This is a genomic window from Yersinia sp. 1652 StPb PI (assembly GCF_041538345.1).
In the GTDB taxonomy this organism is placed as follows: domain Bacteria; phylum Pseudomonadota; class Gammaproteobacteria; order Enterobacterales; family Enterobacteriaceae; genus Yersinia; species Yersinia enterocolitica_E.
The window spans coordinates 220,882-239,772 of the sequence record NZ_JAULSM010000001.1; the positions used below are offsets into that span (position 1 = coordinate 220,882).

Here is an 18,891-nt window from a genome sequence, read left to right on the forward strand (position 1 = left end):
CGCGTTATTTCTCAAAAATGAAGTTGTAAAGAAAAGTAAAAGGCCGCTTGCGGCCTTTTATCAGAACAAAGTGCATGGCACCTTTTCTCTAAAACAAGCGTCATTAACGCGGTAAAATAATTTTCCGCTCTTTCGCTGGGCGATAGAGCACTAAAATATTACCGATGATTTGGACGTTAACGGCACCGGTCTCACGCACGATGGCATCAGCAATTAGGGCTTTGGTTTCACGCTCTTCAGCAGTGATCTTCACCTTAATAAGTTCATGATGTTCCAGCGTTTGTTCGATTTCAGCCAGCACCCCTTCGGTTAACCCGTTATTGCCCAGCATGACTACTGGCTTTAATGGATGGGCCAGGCTTTTCAGGTGCTGTTTTTGTTTGTTATTCAGATTCATCGTCTTTTTTGCTTAAGTTGGGATTGAAAACGGTTCATTCTACCGCCATCTCATGTGTATCACCAAATCGGTCTACGTCGATGGGGAGTTTACGCGAGCTAAGCAACAGATGCGCGGGCTCTTAATTAAGATAGTTGGAAAAAGAGATGTCTAATAAAAAGCGTTCGGCTAGCTCTAGTCGCTGGTTACAAGAACACTTTAGCGATAAATATGTAATTCAGGCACAGAAAAAGGGGCTACGCTCCCGCGCCTGGTTTAAACTTGATGAAATACAACAGAACGATAAACTTTTTAAACCCGGTATGACAGTAGTCGATTTAGGCGCTGCACCCGGCGGTTGGTCCCAATATGCAGTAACCCAAATAGGCGGTAAAGGGCGGGTCATCGCATGTGATCTTCTACCAATGGATCCTATCGTTGGTGTCGATTTCCTTCAGGGCGATTTTCGTGATGAACTCGTCCTGAAAGCTTTACTTGAGCGTGTTGGGGATAAAAAAGTTCAGGTGGTCATGTGTGATATGGCCCCGAATATGAGTGGTACTCCGGCAGTCGATATACCTAAATCAATGTATCTGGTTGAATTAGCTTTAGATATGTGTCGTGATGTACTTGCGCCAGGCGGAAGTTTCCTGGTGAAGGTGTTTCAGGGAGATGGCTTTGATGAATACCTACGGGAAATTCGCTCCCTGTTTACGAAAGTTAAGATTCGTAAGCCAGACGCTTCTCGTGCGCGATCGCGTGAAGTGTACATTGTAGCGACAGGGCGGAAACTGTAGTACCCTAACGCTGTTTGTTAACACAGTTGTAATATGAGGTTAATCCCTTGAGTGACATGGCGAAAAACCTAATTCTCTGGTTAGTTATTGCAGTCGTACTGATGTCTGTATTCCAGAGCTTTGGACCCAGCGAATCGAATGGCCGTAAAGTGGATTACTCTACTTTCATGTCCGACGTAACCCAAGAACAGGTTCGTGAAGCGCGTATTAATGGGCGTGAAATTAACGTCAGTAAGAAAGATAACAGCAAATATACGACTTTCATTCCGGTCAACGATCCAAAGCTGTTAGATACCTTATTGACTAAAAATGTGAAAGTTGTTGGTGAGCCACCGGAAGAGCCGAGCTTGCTGGCCTCTATCTTTATTTCCTGGTTCCCAATGTTGTTGTTGATTGGGGTCTGGATCTTCTTTATGCGTCAAATGCAAGGTGGCGGCGGCAAAGGGGCGATGTCCTTTGGCAAGAGCAAAGCCCGCATGCTGACAGAAGATCAAATAAAAACCTCTTTTGCTGATGTGGCCGGTTGCGACGAAGCAAAAGAAGAAGTCAGTGAATTGGTTGACTATCTGCGTGAGCCAAGCCGCTTCCAAAAACTGGGCGGTAAGATTCCGAAAGGCGTATTGATGGTTGGTCCTCCAGGGACAGGTAAAACCTTGCTGGCGAAAGCCATTGCAGGTGAAGCTAAAGTGCCATTCTTCACTATTTCTGGTTCTGACTTCGTAGAAATGTTCGTTGGTGTGGGTGCATCCCGTGTCCGTGACATGTTTGAGCAGGCTAAAAAAGCCGCACCTTGTATCATCTTTATCGATGAAATCGATGCGGTAGGCCGTCAACGTGGCGCTGGTTTGGGTGGTGGTCATGATGAACGTGAACAGACACTGAACCAAATGCTGGTTGAAATGGATGGCTTTGAAGGCAATGAAGGCATCATCGTCATCGCAGCAACTAACCGTCCAGACGTTCTTGACCCGGCGTTACTGCGTCCAGGTCGTTTTGACCGTCAGGTTGTGGTTGGCTTACCTGATGTCCGTGGTCGTGAACAGATTCTGAAAGTTCATATGCGCCGCGTGCCATTAGATACCGATATCGATGCTTCAGTTATCGCACGTGGTACACCAGGCTTCTCTGGTGCTGACCTGGCTAACCTGGTCAACGAAGCCGCGTTGTTTGCTGCTCGTGGTAACAAGCGTGTTGTTTCGATGGCTGAGTTTGAGAAAGCGAAAGATAAAATTATGATGGGTGCGGAACGTCGCTCCATGGTAATGACAGAAGCACAAAAAGAATCAACGGCTTATCATGAAGCAGGCCATGCGATCATCGGTCGTCTGGTACCTGAACATGACCCAGTACATAAAGTGACCATTATTCCACGTGGTCGTGCGTTGGGTGTAACATTCTTCCTGCCGGAAGGTGATGCTATCAGCGCTAGCCGTCAGAAACTGGAAAGCCAGATCTCTACCTTATACGGTGGTCGTCTTGCTGAAGAGATAATTTACGGGCCGGAAAAAGTCTCTACCGGTGCATCGAATGATATCAAAGTTGCCACGTCTATCGCGCGTAACATGGTGACGCAGTGGGGCTTCTCCGAAAAACTGGGGCCGTTGCTGTATGCTGAAGAAGAAGGCGAGGTATTCCTTGGCCGTTCTGTGGCAAAAGCCAAGCATATGTCTGATGAAACCGCGCGTATTATCGATCAGGAAGTTAAATTACTTGTCGAGCGTAACTATCAGCGTGCACGTACTTTGCTGATGGAAAATATGGATGTTCTGCATACCATGAAAGATGCTTTGATGAAGTATGAAACGATTGATGCACCGCAGATTGATGATTTGATGAATCGCAAAGAAGTTCGCCCGCCAGCGGGTTGGGATGATGCGACCAAGAATAAATCATCTGACAATGACAGCACACCAAAGGCACCAACGCCGGTTGATGAGCCAAATGTACCAACGCCAGGCAATTCAAATACCATGTCAGAACAGTTGGGCGATAAGTAAGTCAACTGTTGGCATCTAAAAGCGTTGTGATTAATATAAACCTCGGGCTTGCCCGGGGTTTTTCTTTTTCTGTCATATCCTGCTTACTTGGCGTTGCTGCGGTTCCCACTTGAATCACTGAACTTTGGTCTGTTCATCGGGGCTTGTTCGGTTTGCCTTGCTGCAACGCAATGACTTTGGGTATAAAATTAAAGTGAATTGCCACTTTTGAGGCGTAATTACATGCAGTTAACTGCCAGAGATCGTGTTCTGGATCTCTCTCTCCCACAAGTTATGGGTATCTTGAATGTCACCCCGGATTCGTTTTCGGATGGTGGACATCACAATAATATTGATAAAGCATTACAGCATGCCCAATTGATGTTATCAGCAGGTGCTACGCTGATTGATATTGGTGGCGAGTCCACCCGTCCTGGTGCTGCACAAGTGAGTGAGCAGGAGGAGCTTGATCGGGTAGTGCCAGTTGTCGAGGCATTAGCCAAGCGCTTTGATATTTGGTTATCTGTAGATACCTCTAAAGCGGCGGTTATCACTGAATCTGCTCAAGCTGGCGCCCATCTGATTAATGATATCCGCTCATTACAAGAGCCAGGTGCGCTTGACGCTGCGGCAAAAACCGGTCTGCCGGTGTGCCTGATGCATATGCAGGGGCAACCGCAAAGTATGCAGCAGTCACCGCATTACGATGATTTACTGGCTGATGTAAACCAGTTCTTTGAATACCATATCGCTCGCTGTGTTGCGGCCGGTATCGCAAAAAGTAAATTGTTACTCGACCCAGGCTTCGGTTTCGGTAAAGATTTGGCGCATAATTATCAGTTATTGGCGCGACTGGCTGAACTGCACCATTTTGGGTTGCCATTGTTAGTGGGAATGTCGCGAAAATCGATGGTGGGTCAGTTATTACATGTTCCGCCACAACAGCGGGTCATCGGGAGTGTCGCTTGTGCTGTCATTGCCGCTATGCAAGGCGCACAGATTGTCCGAGTGCATGATGTCAAAGAAACTGTCGAGGCGATGCGTATCGTCGAGGCAACACTTTCAGCGAAGGGATAAACAAAAATTATGAGTAACCGTAAATACTTTGGTACAGATGGCATTCGCGGCAAAGTGGGTGAGAGTCCGATTACGCCTGATTTTGTATTAAAGCTCGGCTGGGCTGCCGGTAAAGTTCTGGCTCGACATGGTTCTCGTAAAATTATCATCGGTAAAGATACGCGTATTTCCGGCTACATGCTGGAATCGGCGCTGGAAGCCGGCTTGGCTGCCGCTGGGCTATCGGCATCATTTACCGGCCCGATGCCGACCCCTGCTGTTGCTTATCTGACCCGAACTTTCCGCGCTGAAGCCGGTATTGTTATTTCAGCGTCCCATAACCCTTTCGAAGATAATGGCATTAAATTCTTCTCAATTGATGGCACCAAACTGCCTGATGATGTGGAGGAGGCCATTGAAGCAGAAATGGAAAAACCATTAACCTGCGTTGAATCTGCCGAATTGGGTAAAGCTAACCGTATCGTGGATGCGGCCGGGCGCTACATTGAGTTCTGTAAAGGCACATTCCCGAGCGAACTTAGCCTGAAAGAGTTAAAAATTGTGGTCGATTGCGCCAATGGTGCCACCTATCACATCGCCCCAAGTGTATTACGTGAACTCGGGGCAAATGTTATCACCATCGGCTGTGAACCTGATGGCATGAATATCAATGAAGAATGTGGTGCCACGGATGTTCGCTTGCTGCAAGCGCGTGTGCTGGCTGAAGAGGCACATGTTGGCCTGGCATTTGACGGTGATGGTGACCGCTTGATGATGGTTGATCATCTGGGCAACAAGGTTGATGGCGACCAGATTTTGTATATCATCGCGCGCGAAGGCTTGCGTCAGGGCCAACTGAAAGGCGGTGCGGTTGGTACGCTAATGAGTAATATGGGCCTAGAGCTTGCACTGAAACAGCTCGGCATTCCTTTTGTTCGTGCCAAAGTGGGCGACCGCTACGTGCTGGAAGCCATGCAAGAGAAAGGCTGGCGTATTGGTGCTGAAAACTCAGGCCACGTGATTTTGTTGGATAAAACTACCACCGGTGACGGCATTGTTGCTGGTCTGCAAGTGCTGACGGCGATGGTGCGTAACCATATGAGCCTACATGACCTGTGCAGTGGCATGAAATTGATGCCACAAATTCTGGTCAATGTGCGTTTCTCCGGTGATCATAACCCACTGGAATCAGATGAGGTTAACAAGGTTGCCTGTCAAGTCGAAAAAGAACTGGGCGAGCGTGGCCGCGTTCTGTTGCGTAAATCAGGTACCGAACCATTAATCCGCGTGATGGTTGAAGGTGATGCTGAAGAATCATTGATTGCTGAAATGGCAAACCGGATCGCAGATGCGGTGAAAGCGGCAGGTTAATGGTGTTTTTATGGGGGAGGGTGTGACTCTTTCCCCCATAAATTGCGCTGAAGTTGAATAACTTGACGTTTTTTTCTGCAAATGAACTCGTGTTGTGAAATTGCCCTTGCGTGTACTATGCGCTTTGGTTAGTATTCACACCCGCTTAAGTGGGTGAATAAGTCCCCGCTGATGGGTGAAAAGCATTTGGCATGCGGTGAATCCGCAAGGATACAGGTACAACTATGTACGAAGCTCTTCTGGTATTTTTCTTGCTGATTTCGATTGGGCTAGTTGCTCTGATCATGTTGCAGCAAGGTAAAGGCGCGGATATGGGAGCCTCATTCGGAGCAGGTGCGTCTGCAACTCTGTTCGGTTCGAATGGTTCCGGTAACTTTATGACTCGCATGACGGCTTTATTGGCGACGCTGTTCTTCGTCATTAGCTTGATTCTGGGCAATATGAGCACCAACCAGGGCCATACAGGCAGCGAGTGGGAAAACTTGGGTACGCCTGCAAAAACTGAGCAGACTACAGCTCCAGTAGCACCAGCTAAGCCAAGTAGCGATATCCCGCAGTAATGTTTTGCCAGCAGTAAGTAGTAACGATAGAAAAAAGTTTTAAAATGGTTGTGACGACTTAAATAGTAAAAACAACCAGTTGAATCAGTGCCGGGGTGGTGGAATTGGTAGACACGCTACCTTGAGGTGGTAGTGCCCGATTGGGCTTACGGGTTCAAGTCCCGTCCTCGGTACCAAATCAGTCAGATAACTTGCTTTTTTGTCGTTATCAACGTAATATTTGCCACGTTTTCGGACGCGGGGTGGAGCAGCCTGGTAGCTCGTCGGGCTCATAACCCGAAGGTCGTCGGTTCAAATCCGGCCCCCGCAACCACTTTCCTAAAGTGTTTTTTTTCAAATGTTGTATTCGGTAGACCTCAGATACTTTCGATTTCAATTTGAAAAAAATACTTGTCAGAAAGTTGTACCGAAGCCGCTTTGCGGCAAACAGGGTCCAGTTGCATAAAGCCCCGAATTTCGGGGTTTTTTGTTATTTGACAGCAGAATCACTGGGCTATTAGGCCCTTTTTTTATGTCTTGGGGGTGGGCTTGTCCACATTAGAACAAAAGTTAACAGAGATAATTTCAGCACCGGTTGAGGCCTTAGGCTATGAATTAGTCGGCATCGAGTTCATCCGGGGGCGCCAATCGACGCTACGAATCTATATTGATAGTGACGACGGAATCACTGTTGATGCTTGTGCTGATGTCAGCCACCAGGTCAGCGCTGTATTGGACGTAGAAGATCCAATTACGGTCGCTTACAACTTAGAAGTTTCCTCTCCGGGCCTTGATCGCCCTATGTTCACCGCTGAACACTATACTCGTTACCTCGGTGAAGAAGTCACTTTGGTTTTGCGTATGGCAATGCAGAACCGCCGTAAATGGCAGGGCATTATTAAAGCCGTTGATGGTGAAATGATCACGGTTACTGTGGATGGAAAAGATGAAGTGTTCGCGCTGAGCAACATCCAGAAAGCGAACCTGGTACCCCACTTTTAAAGTTTGGATGAGGCAACTAGGATGAACAAAGAGATTCTGGCTGTTGTAGAAGCAGTTTCCAATGAGAAATCCCTTCCGCGCGAGAAGATTTTTGAGGCGTTGGAAACCGCTCTAGCGACAGCGACCAAGAAAAAATACGAACAAGAAATTGAAGTTCGCGTCAGCATCGACCGTAAAACCGGTGATTTCGACACTTTCCGCCGTTGGGTCGCAGTTGACGAAGTTACCATGCCAACGCGTGAAATCACGTTGGATGCGGCTCAATATGAAGATCCAACCCTCCAGTTGGGTGATTATGTCGAAGACCAGATTGAATCTGTTACTTTTGACCGTATCACAACCCAAACAGCTAAACAGGTCATCGTACAGAAAGTACGTGAAGCCGAACGTGCTATGGTGGTTGATCAGTTCCGTCAGTATCTGGGCGAAATTGTTACCGGTGTGGTGAAAAAAGTTAACCGTGACAGTATTGCACTGGATCTGGGTAACAATGCTGAAGCCGTTATTGGCCGTGAAGACATGCTACCGCGTGAAAACTTCCGTCCAGGCGACCGTATCCGTGGTGTTCTGTATGACGTGCGTCCAGAAGCTCGCGGTGCTCAGTTATTTGTCAGCCGTTCACGTCCTGAAATGCTGATCGAACTGTTCCGTATTGAAGTGCCAGAAATTGGCGAAGAATTGATCGAAATTAAAGCTGCCGCCCGTGATCCTGGTTCGCGTGCTAAAATTGCGGTCAAAACCAACGACAAACGTATCGATCCAGTCGGTGCTTGTGTCGGTATGCGTGGTGCCCGAGTTCAGGCTGTTTCCAGCGAGCTTGGCGGCGAGCGCATTGATATTGTATTGTGGGATGATAATCCAGCCCAGTTTGTTATTAATGCCATGGCGCCAGCTGATGTTGCGTCTATTGTGGTTGATGAAGACAGACACACGATGGATGTTGCCGTTGAAGCCAGCAACTTGGCCCAGGCAATTGGCCGTAACGGCCAGAACGTACGTTTAGCAGCACAACTGAGTGGCTGGGAACTGAACGTAATGACGGCGGACGATCTTCAGGCGAAGCATCAGGCCGAAGCTCATGCCGCTATTGATACCTTCACCAAATATCTTGATATCGATGAGGACTTTGCCACCATATTGGTAGAGGAAGGTTTCTCTTCTCTGGAAGAATTGGCTTACGTGCCAATGAAAGAACTTCTGGAAATCGATGGTCTTGACGAAGATACGGTTGAAGCGCTGCGTGATCGCGCCAAAGCTGCATTGACCACGCTGGCCCTGGCACAAGAAGAAAGTCTTGGCGACCAAAAACCCGCTGATGATCTGCTGAACCTGGCGGGTCTGGAACGTAGCATGGCATTCAAATTGGCTGCGCGCGGTGTGTGTACGCTGGAAGATCTTGCCGAGCAGGGTATCGACGATCTGGCAGATATTGAAGGGCTTAGCGATGAGCAAGCCGGCGAGCTGATTATGGCTGCACGTAATATCTGTTGGTTTGGCGATAACGCGTAATAAACTGTAGCAGGAAGGAACAGCATGACAGATGTAACCGTAAAATCGCTGGCAGCTGAGATTCAGACCCCAGTTGATCGCCTGGTACAGCAATTTGCTGATGCAGGGATCAAGAAGTCTGAAGTAGACTCAGTTACCCAGCAAGAAAAAGAAACATTGCTGGCGCACTTAAACCGTGAACACGGCAGTGCGCCTAATAAACTCACGTTGCAACGCAAAACGCGTAGCACCTTGAATATTCCGAGCACCGGCGGAAAAAGTAAATCGGTGCAAATCGAGGTCCGCAAGAAACGCACTTATGTAAATACGCCGGAAGCTGAACAAGCGAAAGCGGAAGAGCAGGCACAGCGTGAAGCGGAAGAGCAGGCACAACGTGAAGCGGAAGCAGCAGCGCAGAAAATCGCTGAAGAAAAAGCTAAACGTGCGGCCGAAGAACAAGCCAAACGTGAGGCCGCTGAAAAAGCTAAACGCCAAGCAGCGGAAAAAGAAAAAGTGACGAATCAACAAACCGACGAAAAAATCAAGCCAGCTCAGACCGATAAAGCACGCCGTGAAGCTGAAGCTGCCGAGCTGAAACGCTCAGTAGAAGAAGAAACACGCCGTAAGGTCGAGGAAGATGCTAAACGCGTTGCTGAGGAAGCCCGTAAAATGGCAGCCGAAAACGAAGGTAAATGGCCAGAACCTGTGGCTGAGCAGACTGAGTCTGCTGACTACCATGTAACCACCTCACAACATGCGCGCGCCGCGGAAGACGAAAACGACGCCAAAGTTGAAGGTGATCGCCGTAGCCGCACTCGTGGTGGTAAAGCAACTAAGCAGAAAAAAGGCAATAAACTCTCCGAGTCTAAAGCTGATCGTGAAGAAGCACGTGCTGTTGGCCGTAAAGGCAAACGTAAACCAAGCACACTGCAACAGAGCTTCAACAAGCCTGTTGTTGCGGTTAACCGCGATGTTGTGATTGGTGAGACTGTAACAGTTGCTGAACTGGCAAACAAAATGGCTGTTAAAGGCTCTCAGGTCATCAAAGCAATGATGAAACTGGGTGCTATGGCAACCATTAACCAGGTTATCGATCAAGAAACAGCACAGATGGTTGCTGAAGAGATGGGCCACAAAGTGATTCTGCGTCGTGAAAACGAACTGGAAGAAGCTTTGATGAGCGACCGTGATACTGGCGCTGAAGCCGCAGCCGAGCATCGCGCTCCGGTTGTGACCATCATGGGCCACGTTGACCACGGTAAAACCTCTCTGCTGGATTACATCCGCTCCACGAAAGTGGCGTCAGGTGAGGCCGGTGGTATTACACAGCACATCGGTGCTTATCACGTTGAAACTGAAAACGGCATGATCACCTTCCTGGATACCCCAGGACACGCCGCGTTTACTTCAATGCGTGCCCGTGGTGCTCAGGCGACTGATATCGTGGTGTTGGTTGTTGCAGCCGACGATGGCGTGATGCCACAGACTATCGAAGCTATTCAGCATGCCAAAGCGGCGAAAGTGCCGGTTGTGGTTGCAGTGAACAAAATCGATAAGCCAGAAGCTGATCCAGACCGCGTTAAAACCGAGCTGTCTCAGTACGGTGTCCAGCCAGAAGAGTGGGGCGGTGACTCTCAGTTCATCAACGTATCTGCGAAAGCTGGTATCGGTATTGATGAATTGTTGAACGCAATCCTGCTGCAAGCTGAAGTTCTGGAACTGAAAGCAGTTCGTACTGGCATGGCAAACGGTGTGGTTATCGAATCCTTCTTGGATAAAGGCCGTGGCCCTGTTGCTACCGTGCTGGTTCAGAAAGGTACCTTGAACAAAGGTGATATCGTACTGTGTGGCTTTGAGTATGGCCGTGTACGTGCGATGCGTGACGAGTTGGGCCGTGATATCACGTCTGCTGGTCCGTCTATTCCGGTGGAAATCCTGGGTCTGTCCAGTGTTCCTGCTGCCGGTGATGAAGTGACCGTGGTTCGTGACGAGAAGAAAGCTCGTGAAGTTGCACTGTACCGTCAGGGCAAATTCCGCGAAGTCAAACTGGCTCGTCAGCAGAAATCTAAGCTGGAAAACATGTTTGCTAACATGACCGAAGGCGAAGTTTCTGAACTGAACATCGTAATCAAGTCTGACGTACAGGGTTCTTGTGAAGCTATCTGTGATTCACTGGAAAATCTGTCTACCGATGAAGTGAAAGTGCGCATTGTTGGCTCAGGCGTTGGTGGTATCACCGAAACTGACGCAACACTGGCCGCAGCTTCTGGCGCAATCATCCTTGGCTTTAACGTTCGTGCTGATGCTTCAGCCCGTCGTGTGGTTGAAACTGAAGGTCTGGATCTGCGTTACTACTCAGTAATTTATAGCTTGATCGACGAAGTCAAACAGGCGATGAGTGGTATGTTGGCACCTGAGTACAAACAACAAATCATTGGTCTGGCTGAAGTTCGTGATGTGTTTAAATCACCGAAATTTGGCGCCATTGCAGGTTGTATGGTTACTGAGGGTGTGATTAAGCGTAACAATCCAATCCGTGTTCTGCGTGACAACGTGGTTATCTATGAAGGCGAGCTGGAATCTCTGCGCCGCTTCAAAGATGACGTTAACGAAGTTCGTAATGGTATGGAGTGTGGTATCGGCGTTAAGAACTATAACGACGTCCGTACTGGTGATGTGATCGAAGTCTTCGAAATTATCGAAATCAAACGTACTATCGATTAATCGCCTCAGATCTGCTTATATCCATTTGGGGGGCCTTGGCCCCCCAATTTGTCTGGAGAATCCAAATGGCAAAAGAATTCAGCCGTTCTCAACGTGTTTCGCAGGAAATGCAAAAAGAGATCGCACTCATCTTACAACGCGAAATCAAAGACCCACGTGTTGGCATGGCTACCGTATCCGGTATCGAGCTGTCCCGTGATTTGGCTTACGCTAAAGTCTTTGTGACCTTCCTGAATGTGTTAACCGATAACGCAGACCCGGATACAGTTAAAAATGGCATTAAAGCACTGCAAGATGCCTCTGGTTATATCCGCACTCTGCTGGGTAAAGCGATGCGCTTGCGTATCGTACCGGAACTGACCTTCGCTTATGATAACTCATTGATTGAAGGCATGCGGATGTCTAACCTGGTGACTAACGTCATCAAAAATGATGTAGAACGTCAGGTTAATCCAGGTAACGACGAGGAGAAGTAATGGGGCGTCCACGTCGTCGCGGCCGTGACATTAACGGCGTTCTGTTATTGGATAAGCCGCTGGGCCTCTCCTCTAATGATGTTTTGCAGAAAGTAAAACGTCTCTTTAGCGCTAACCGCGCAGGCCATACCGGTGCACTCGATCCACTGGCGACCGGTATGTTGCCTATCTGTCTTGGTGAAGCGACCAAATTCTCTCAATTCTTGCTCGATTCTGATAAGCGCTACCTGGTGGTTGCCCGTTTGGGCCAGCGCACAGATACTTCGGATGCCGAAGGTGCGTTAATCAGTGAGCGTGAAGTTAACGTCACTCAGGCGCAGATGGATGCTGCTCTGGATAGTTTCCGCGGCGATAGCCAGCAGATACCTTCCATGTATTCGGCACTGAAGCATCAAGGTAAACCGTTGTATGAATATGCCCGGCAGGGGATTGAAGTAGAGCGCGACGCCCGTAGCATTACCGTGTATGAATTGCTATTTATCCGCTGGGAAGGCAATGACCTTGAGCTGGAAATTCATTGCTCAAAAGGCACCTACATTCGCACTATTGTTGATGATTTGGGTGAATTATTAGGCTGTGGGGCACATGTTAGCTATCTGCGTCGTTTGCAAGTGGCCGCTTACCCAAGTGATCGCATGGTGACTTTAGAGCAGTTGACTGCCATAGTTGAAGCGGCACAGGCAGAAGAGCGCTCACCAAATCCAGAGCTGGATTTACTGTTGCTACCGATGGACAGTGCAGTATTAAACTTCCCTGAAGTCAATCTGTTACCTGCTGTTGCAGCCTATGTAAAGCAAGGACAACCGGTGCATGTTGCTGGCGCGCCAAGCGAAGGTATGGTCCGTATCACTGAAGGCGAAGAGCGTAATTTCATTGGTATCGGCACTATCGCAGAGGATGGCCGTGTTGCACCCAAACGCCTGGTAGTAGAGGCGCAGGAAAATGCACTGTAGGCCATACCTTATATAATTCGAGTTGCAGGAAGGCGGCTACCTTGCGATTCCGCAGTGCAAAGAGTAGAATAGTGCGGCTTACATATTGGGTTGCTGAATTAGAGATCGGCGCCTGTTTTAATTTATCTATATATTTGGAGTTGTATCATGTCTCTAAGTGTTGAAGCGAAAGCTAAAATTGTTGCTGACTTCGGTCGCGGTACCAATGACACCGGTTCAAGCGAAGTTCAGGTTGCTCTGTTGACTGCTCAAATTAACCATTTGCAAGGTCACTTCTCCGAGCACAAAAAAGATCACCACAGCCGTCGTGGTCTGCTGCGTATGGTATCCACGCGTCGTAAGCTGCTGGACTACCTGAAGCGTGAAGATGTAGCACGTTATGCTTCCCTGATCGAGCGTCTGGGTCTGCGTCGCTAAGTCTGCGAGTTTCGGGAGAAAGGGGCCAAATTGGCCCCTTTTTTCTAAGAAGCAATGATAGAATACGTTAGTATATTGTTGTTCATTACCCAAAGTAATTGAAGTTGTAAGTAAGCAGCAAACGGATCCGCCCGCAGAGTTGGCTCAGGTCAGTGATTCGGGTGAGTGAGAAAGGTTAACACTGCTGTAGCGTCAAGTATGAAGCGTAAATTTCAAACATAGGATCTTCCGGTGCAGAGGTTCGCGCGGCTAATGAGAGACTTTAACTCAATGAGAGTTAAGGATTGTCATTAGTCGCGAGGATGCAGTGTGAAGGTATTAGTAACAGGTGGATGAGGTCGTCAATACGATCCGGCACCGCATAGTATAAGGATACTATTTTGCTGACTCCGATTATTCGTAAATTCCAGTACGGTCAACATACCGTTACCATTGAAACCGGTATGATGGCTCGCCAGGCAACGGCTGCTGTAATGGTAAGCATGGACGACACCGCAGTATTTGTGACTGTTGTTGGCCAAAAGAAAGCCAAGCCAGGTCAGAGCTTCTTCCCTCTGACTGTTAACTATCAGGAGCGTACTTACGCTGCTGGCCGTATCCCAGGTAGCTTCTTCCGTCGTGAAGGCCGCCCAAGTGAAGGCGAAACACTGACTTCACGTCTGATTGACCGTCCGATCCGCCCACTGTTCCCAGACAGCTTCTTGAACGAAGTGCAGGTGATTGCGACCGTTGTTTCTGTTAACCCACAAGTTAACCCAGACATCGTGGCACTGATTGGTGCCTCAGCGGTGCTGAGCCTGTCAGGTATTCCATTTAACGGCCCAATTGGTGCTGCTCGTGTTGGTTACATCAACGACCAGTATGTGCTGAACCCAACGACCGATGAGCTGAAAGAGAGCCGCTTGGATCTGGTTGTTGCCGGTACTGCTGACGCAGTATTGATGGTTGAATCAGAAGCACAGATTCTGTCTGAAGATCAAATGTTAGGCGCGGTCATCTTCGGCCACGAACAACAACAAGTTGTGATTGAGAATATCAACGCTCTGGTTGCTGAAGTTGGCAAACCTAAGTGGGATTGGCATGCAGAGCCAGTTAACGAAGCGCTGCACGCGCGTGTTGCTGAGCTGGCAGAAGCTCGTCTGGGTGATGCTTATCGTATCACTGAGAAACAAGAGCGCTATACTCAGGTTGATGCTATTAAAGCTGACGTCACTGAAGCGCTGTTGGCACAAGATGAATCTTTAGATGCTAGCGAGATTCATGACATTCTGGGCGATGTTGAGAAAAACGTCGTTCGTAGCCGCGTATTGCGTGGCGAGCCACGTATCGATGGCCGCGAAAAAGACATGATCCGTGGTCTGGATGTGCGTACTGGCGTATTGCCACGTACCCATGGTTCTGCGTTGTTCACCCGTGGTGAAACTCAGGCGCTGGTTACTGCAACACTGGGTACTGCCCGTGATGCGCAAAATATTGATGAGCTGATGGGTGAGCGTACTGACTCATTCCTGCTACACTATAATTTCCCTCCATATTGTGTTGGTGAAACAGGTATGGTTGGTTCACCTAAGCGTCGTGAGATTGGCCATGGCCGTCTGGCGAAACGTGGTGTACTGGCAGTAATGCCAAGCCCGAGCGAGTTCCCTTACACTGTTCGTGTGGTTTCTGAAATCACCGAGTCTAACGGTTCTTCCTCAATGGCTTCTGTTTGTGGTGCTTCTTTGGCCCTGATGGATGCAGGTGTGCCAATTAAAGCCGCTGTTGCGGGTATCGCGATGGGTCTGGTTAAAGAAGGCGAAAACTTTGTTGTTCTGTCTGATATTCTGGGTGACGAAGATCACTTGGGCGACATGGACTTTAAAGTGGCCGGTAGCCGTGACGGTATTACTGCACTGCAAATGGACATTAAAATTGAAGGTATCACCCGCGAAATCATGCAGGTGGCTCTGAACCAGGCCAAGGGTGCGCGTCTGCACATTCTGGGTGTTATGGAACAGGCTATCAGCACACCTCGTGGTGATATCTCTGAGTTTGCTCCACGTATCTACACCATGAAAATCAATCCTGAGAAAATCAAGGATGTGATCGGTAAAGGTGGTTCTGTGATTCGTGCGCTGACTGATGAAACTGGCACCACCATTGAAATCGAAGATGATGGCACCATTAAGATTGCAGCAACCGACGGCGATAAAGCGAAACACGCTATCCGCCGTATCGAAGAAATCACTGCTGAAATCGAAGTGGGCCGTATCTATGCGGGTAAAGTAACTCGTATCGTTGATTTCGGTGCATTTGTGGCAATCGGCGGCGGTAAAGAAGGTTTAGTTCATATTTCTCAAATCGCTGACAAGCGTGTAGAGAAAGTGACTGACTATCTGCAAATGGGCCAAGAAGTGCCAGTTAAAGTAATGGAAGTTGATCGCCAGGGCCGTATCCGCCTGAGCATCAAAGAAGCCACTACTCCTGACGCAGAAGCTCCGGCACCAGAAGCAGCAGAGTAATAAAGTATTCCATAGCCCCTTACCTCTGGTGAGGGGCTGTGTTATCTCGAGGGCAGGATGCTCTTGTGTTAAACAAATGGATGAAAGGATATTTATCCAATGTTTGTCTTCGGGAGTAGGAAATGAAGCCTTTCTTGCGCTGGTGTTACGTTGCGACAGCACTCATGCTGGCAGGATGCAGCAACCATGATTGGCGTAAAGACGAGGTGTTGGCTATCCCGTTGCAACCTACGTTGCAGCAGGAAGTGATTCTGGCTCGCATGGAACAAATCCTTGCAAGTCGGGCACTTACGGATGATGAGCGCGCGCAGCTTTTATATGAGCGCGGAGTGCTGTATGATAGCCTCGGGCTACGGGCACTAGCGCGAAATGATTTTTCGCAAGCGTTAGCTATTCGTCCTGATATGCCAGAAGTTTTTAACTATCTGGGCATTTATTTAACGCAGGCAGGCAATTTTGATGCTGCCTATGAAGCGTTTGATTCTGTACTAGAGCTTGATCCAACTTACAATTACGCGCGTTTAAACCGGGGTATCGCTCTGTATTATGGCGGTCGACTCCCGTTGGCGCAGGATGATCTGCAGGCGTTTTATCAAGACGATCCAAATGATCCCTTCCGTTCGTTATGGCTGTATCTGGTGGAAAGAGAAATCGATCCCAAGGCGGCTGCAGTAGCGTTACAACAGCGCTATGAAAAATCGGACAGAGGGCAATGGGGATGGAATATTGTCGAATTCTACTTGGGCACGATCAGCGAAAAAACGCTGATGGAAAGGCTCAAGTCAGATGCAATGGATAACACTTCGCTCGCTGAGCATCTCAGTGAAACTGACTTCTATTTAGGTAAACATTACCTAAGTCTGGGGGACAAGGACACCGCTTCGGCGCTGTTCAAACTGACGGTAGCTAACAACGTTCATAATTTTGTTGAGCACCGCTATGCATTGTTGGAATTGGCGCTTTTGGGCCAAGAACAAGACGACCTATCGGAATCGGACCAGCAATAGCTGACGAACAACTATTAGCCTGACTATCTTGGTTTTTACCAATGTTAATCACCCTAACAGGTGATGGCCTTTTTGTTCGTTTTATAATCTAATTTGAGCCGGTTCACACTTTTCAATGAAAATGACTGAAAATTTTCTCGACGAGTTATGTAGACTGGCTGCCATTATTAATGAGGCACGTGTACATGACTACTGAGCTTGAAACCTCTTTTGCTGATCTGGGGCTATCTGCTCCTATTCTTTCCGCTCTGACTGATCTTGGTTATGAAAAACCATCTCCTATCCAGTTGGAATGTATCCCACACCTGTTAAACGGCCGTGATGTTCTCGGCATGGCGCAAACAGGCAGTGGTAAAACAGCCGCGTTTGGTTTGCCGCTGTTACACAATATTAAAGCTGAGCTGAAAGCTCCACAGGTTCTGGTGCTGGCACCAACCCGTGAGTTGGCTATTCAGGTCGCACAGGCATTGTCTGATTTCTCTAAACACATTAATGGCGTCAACGTTGTAGCCCTTTACGGCGGCCAGCGTTATGACGTTCAATTACGCGCTTTGCGCCAGGGGCCACAAATTGTTGTTGGTACCCCAGGTCGTCTGTTAGACCACCTGAAACGCGGTACTCTTAACCTGTCCAACCTGAGCGGTTTAGTGTTGGATGAAGCAGATGAAATGCTGCGTATGGGCTTTATCGAAGACGTCGAAAACATTCTGGCGCAGATGCCGGCTGAGCATCAGACCGCACTGTTCTCTGCGACTATGCCAGATGCGATCCGTCGTATTACCCGTAAATTTATGAAAGATCCACAGGAAGTCCGCATCCAGTCTAGCGTGACTACCCGCCCTGACATCAGCCAGAGCTTCTGGAGAGTGGGTGGCGGCTATCGCAAAAACGAAGCACTGGTACGTTTCCTGGAATCTGAAGATTTCGATGCAGCTATTATCTTCGTGCGTACCAAAAATGGCACACTGGAAGTGGCTGAAGCCTTGGAAAGTAGCGGTTATAACTGCGCTGCCTTGAACGGTGACATGAACCAGTCTTTACGTGAGCAGACACTGAACCGCCTGAAAGATGGCCGTCTGGATATTCTGATTGCAACTGACGTTGCGGCACGTGGTTTGGATGTTGACCGTATCAGCCTGGTCGTAAACTATGATATCCCTATGGATTCAGAGTCTTACGTTCACCGTATCGGCCGTACTGGTCGCGCCGGTCGTGCTGGTCGTGCGTTGCTGTTCGTTGAGAACCGTGAACGCCGTCTGTTGCAAAACATTGAACGCACCATGAAACTGACTATCCCAGAAGTTCAGTTGCCAAACCCCGAATTGTTGGGTGAACGTCGTTTAGCTCAGTTTGCTGCTAAAGTTGGCCAACAGCTGGAAAGCAGTGATTTGGACCTGTACCGTGCATTGCTGGCTAAGCTGCAACCAGAAGAAGAGTTTGATCTCGAAACCCTGGCTGCTGCACTGCTGAAAATGGCACAGGGCGAACGTCCTCTGATTCTGCCACCAGAAGCTCCGCGTCGTCCGCAGCGTGAATTCAATTCCCGTGATGACCGTGGTAGCGATCGTGGCCGTGATCGTGGTGACAGTCGTCGTGAGCCTCGTCCTGACAGCCGCGCTGACAGCCGTGATGGTGGTGAGCGTCCAGCACGTCGCGAACGTCGTGATGTTGGTGAGATGGAACTGTACCGCATTGAAGTGGGCCGTGATGATGGTGTTGAAGTCCGTCATATCGTTGGCGCGATTGCTAACGAAGGCGACATCAGCAGCCGTTACATTGGTAATATCAAGCTGTTTGCTTCGCATTCAACTATCGAGTTGCCAAAAGGCATGCCGGGCGAAATGTTATCTCACTTCACCCGTACCCGTATCCTGAACAAGCCGCTGAACATGCAGTTGTTGGGTGATGCGCAGCCACATGAACGCCGTGAGCGTCCTGCTGGTGGTGCTGGTGCCGGTGGTGAGCGTCGTGGTGGTGGTGGTGGCCGTTCATTCGGTGGCGAACGTCGTGATGGCGCAGCAGGTGCTCCTCCTCGTCGTTCATTCGGTAGTGACCGTGCTCCAGCCGGTGGTGGCGAACAACGTCGTGGCAACCGTGATGGTCAGCGCTCAGCAGCTCCGCGTCGTGAAGATGCACCAGCGTCTGCACCAGCAGCAGCGGCACCTACTCGCCGTCGTTTTGGTGACGCATAAGTCTTAATCATTTCTG

The 18,891-nt window shown here is 48.9% G+C and carries 16 protein-coding genes and 2 tRNA genes; 17 read left to right on the forward strand and 1 reads right to left on the reverse strand.

Annotated elements, in window-relative coordinates:
• Positions 1–103: 103 nt before the first annotated feature.
• Complete coding sequence (gene yhbY, locus Q2T71_RS01110) at positions 104–397, reverse strand: ribosome assembly RNA-binding protein YhbY (RefSeq protein WP_004389225.1); 294 nt, start codon at positions 395–397, stop codon at positions 104–106.
• A 146-nt stretch (positions 398–543) separates the two neighbouring features.
• On the opposite strand from yhbY, the gene rlmE reads away from it, so the two are divergent.
• The 17 genes from rlmE to Q2T71_RS01195 all read left to right on the forward strand — a co-directional run bounded on the left by rlmE (position 544) and on the right by Q2T71_RS01195 (position 18,875).
• Positions 544–1,173 (forward strand): 23S rRNA (uridine(2552)-2'-O)-methyltransferase RlmE, encoded by a 630-nt coding sequence (rlmE, locus tag Q2T71_RS01115; protein ID WP_083160905.1) that lies wholly within the window; start codon positions 544–546, stop codon positions 1,171–1,173.
• A 56-nt stretch (positions 1,174–1,229) separates the two neighbouring features.
• Complete coding sequence (gene ftsH, locus Q2T71_RS01120; protein ID WP_083160903.1) at positions 1,230–3,170, forward strand: ATP-dependent zinc metalloprotease FtsH; 1,941 nt, start codon at positions 1,230–1,232, stop codon at positions 3,168–3,170.
• A 222-nt stretch (positions 3,171–3,392) separates the two neighbouring features.
• Positions 3,393–4,226: a dihydropteroate synthase gene (gene folP, locus Q2T71_RS01125; protein ID WP_372557844.1), complete on the forward strand. Its 834-nt coding sequence runs from the start codon at positions 3,393–3,395 to the stop codon at positions 4,224–4,226.
• Positions 4,227–4,235: 9 nt separating this feature from the next.
• The gene (gene glmM, locus Q2T71_RS01130; RefSeq protein ID WP_372557845.1) at positions 4,236–5,576 is read left to right on the forward strand and encodes a phosphoglucosamine mutase; all 1,341 of its coding nucleotides are present in this window, start codon (positions 4,236–4,238) and stop codon (positions 5,574–5,576) included.
• 224 nt (positions 5,577–5,800) lie between these two features.
• The gene (gene secG, locus Q2T71_RS01135) at positions 5,801–6,136 is read left to right on the forward strand and encodes a preprotein translocase subunit SecG (RefSeq protein WP_005186467.1); all 336 of its coding nucleotides are present in this window, start codon (positions 5,801–5,803) and stop codon (positions 6,134–6,136) included.
• 89 nt (positions 6,137–6,225) lie between these two features.
• Positions 6,226–6,312, forward strand: a tRNA-Leu gene (locus tag Q2T71_RS01140).
• A gap of 60 nt (positions 6,313–6,372) precedes the next feature.
• Positions 6,373–6,449 (forward strand) — tRNA-Met (locus Q2T71_RS01145).
• A 215-nt stretch (positions 6,450–6,664) separates the two neighbouring features.
• The gene (gene rimP / locus Q2T71_RS01150; protein ID WP_002222054.1) at positions 6,665–7,117 is read left to right on the forward strand and encodes a ribosome maturation factor RimP; all 453 of its coding nucleotides are present in this window, start codon (positions 6,665–6,667) and stop codon (positions 7,115–7,117) included.
• Positions 7,118–7,138: 21 nt separating this feature from the next.
• The gene (gene nusA, locus Q2T71_RS01155; RefSeq protein WP_083160895.1) at positions 7,139–8,626 is read left to right on the forward strand and encodes a transcription termination factor NusA; all 1,488 of its coding nucleotides are present in this window, start codon (positions 7,139–7,141) and stop codon (positions 8,624–8,626) included.
• Between the two features lie 24 nt (positions 8,627–8,650).
• On the forward strand, positions 8,651–11,329 hold the full coding sequence (infB, locus tag Q2T71_RS01160; RefSeq protein ID WP_372557846.1) for a translation initiation factor IF-2: 2,679 nt from the start codon (positions 8,651–8,653) through the stop codon (positions 11,327–11,329).
• Positions 11,330–11,394: 65 nt separating this feature from the next.
• Complete coding sequence (gene rbfA / locus Q2T71_RS01165) at positions 11,395–11,805, forward strand: 30S ribosome-binding factor RbfA (RefSeq protein ID WP_032816249.1); 411 nt, start codon at positions 11,395–11,397, stop codon at positions 11,803–11,805.
• Positions 11,805–12,758 carry a tRNA pseudouridine(55) synthase TruB gene (gene truB / locus Q2T71_RS01170; protein WP_372557847.1) on the forward strand — a complete coding sequence of 318 codons (954 nt, stop codon included), beginning with the start codon at positions 11,805–11,807 and terminating at the stop codon, positions 12,756–12,758. Before rbfA ends, truB begins: the two co-directional genes overlap by 1 nt.
• A gap of 147 nt (positions 12,759–12,905) precedes the next feature.
• Positions 12,906–13,175 carry a 30S ribosomal protein S15 gene (gene rpsO, locus Q2T71_RS01175; RefSeq protein WP_050085613.1) on the forward strand — a complete coding sequence of 90 codons (270 nt, stop codon included), beginning with the start codon at positions 12,906–12,908 and terminating at the stop codon, positions 13,173–13,175.
• A gap of 380 nt (positions 13,176–13,555) precedes the next feature.
• A complete protein-coding gene (gene pnp / locus Q2T71_RS01180; protein ID WP_083160892.1) occupies positions 13,556–15,676 on the forward strand; it encodes a polyribonucleotide nucleotidyltransferase in 2,121 nt (706 codons plus the stop codon).
• Positions 15,677–15,798: 122 nt separating this feature from the next.
• Positions 15,799–16,683, forward strand: a complete 885-nt coding sequence (gene nlpI, locus Q2T71_RS01185; protein WP_083160891.1) for a lipoprotein NlpI — start codon at positions 15,799–15,801, stop codon at positions 16,681–16,683.
• Between the two features lie 121 nt (positions 16,684–16,804).
• Positions 16,805–16,879 (forward strand): protein YrbN, encoded by a 75-nt coding sequence (yrbN, locus tag Q2T71_RS01190; protein ID WP_223499600.1) that lies wholly within the window; start codon positions 16,805–16,807, stop codon positions 16,877–16,879.
• On the forward strand, positions 16,869–18,875 hold the full coding sequence (locus Q2T71_RS01195) for a DEAD/DEAH family ATP-dependent RNA helicase (RefSeq protein WP_372557848.1): 2,007 nt from the start codon (positions 16,869–16,871) through the stop codon (positions 18,873–18,875). The genes yrbN and Q2T71_RS01195 overlap by 11 nt, the downstream gene beginning before the upstream one ends.
• Positions 18,876–18,891: the final 16 nt, after the last annotated feature.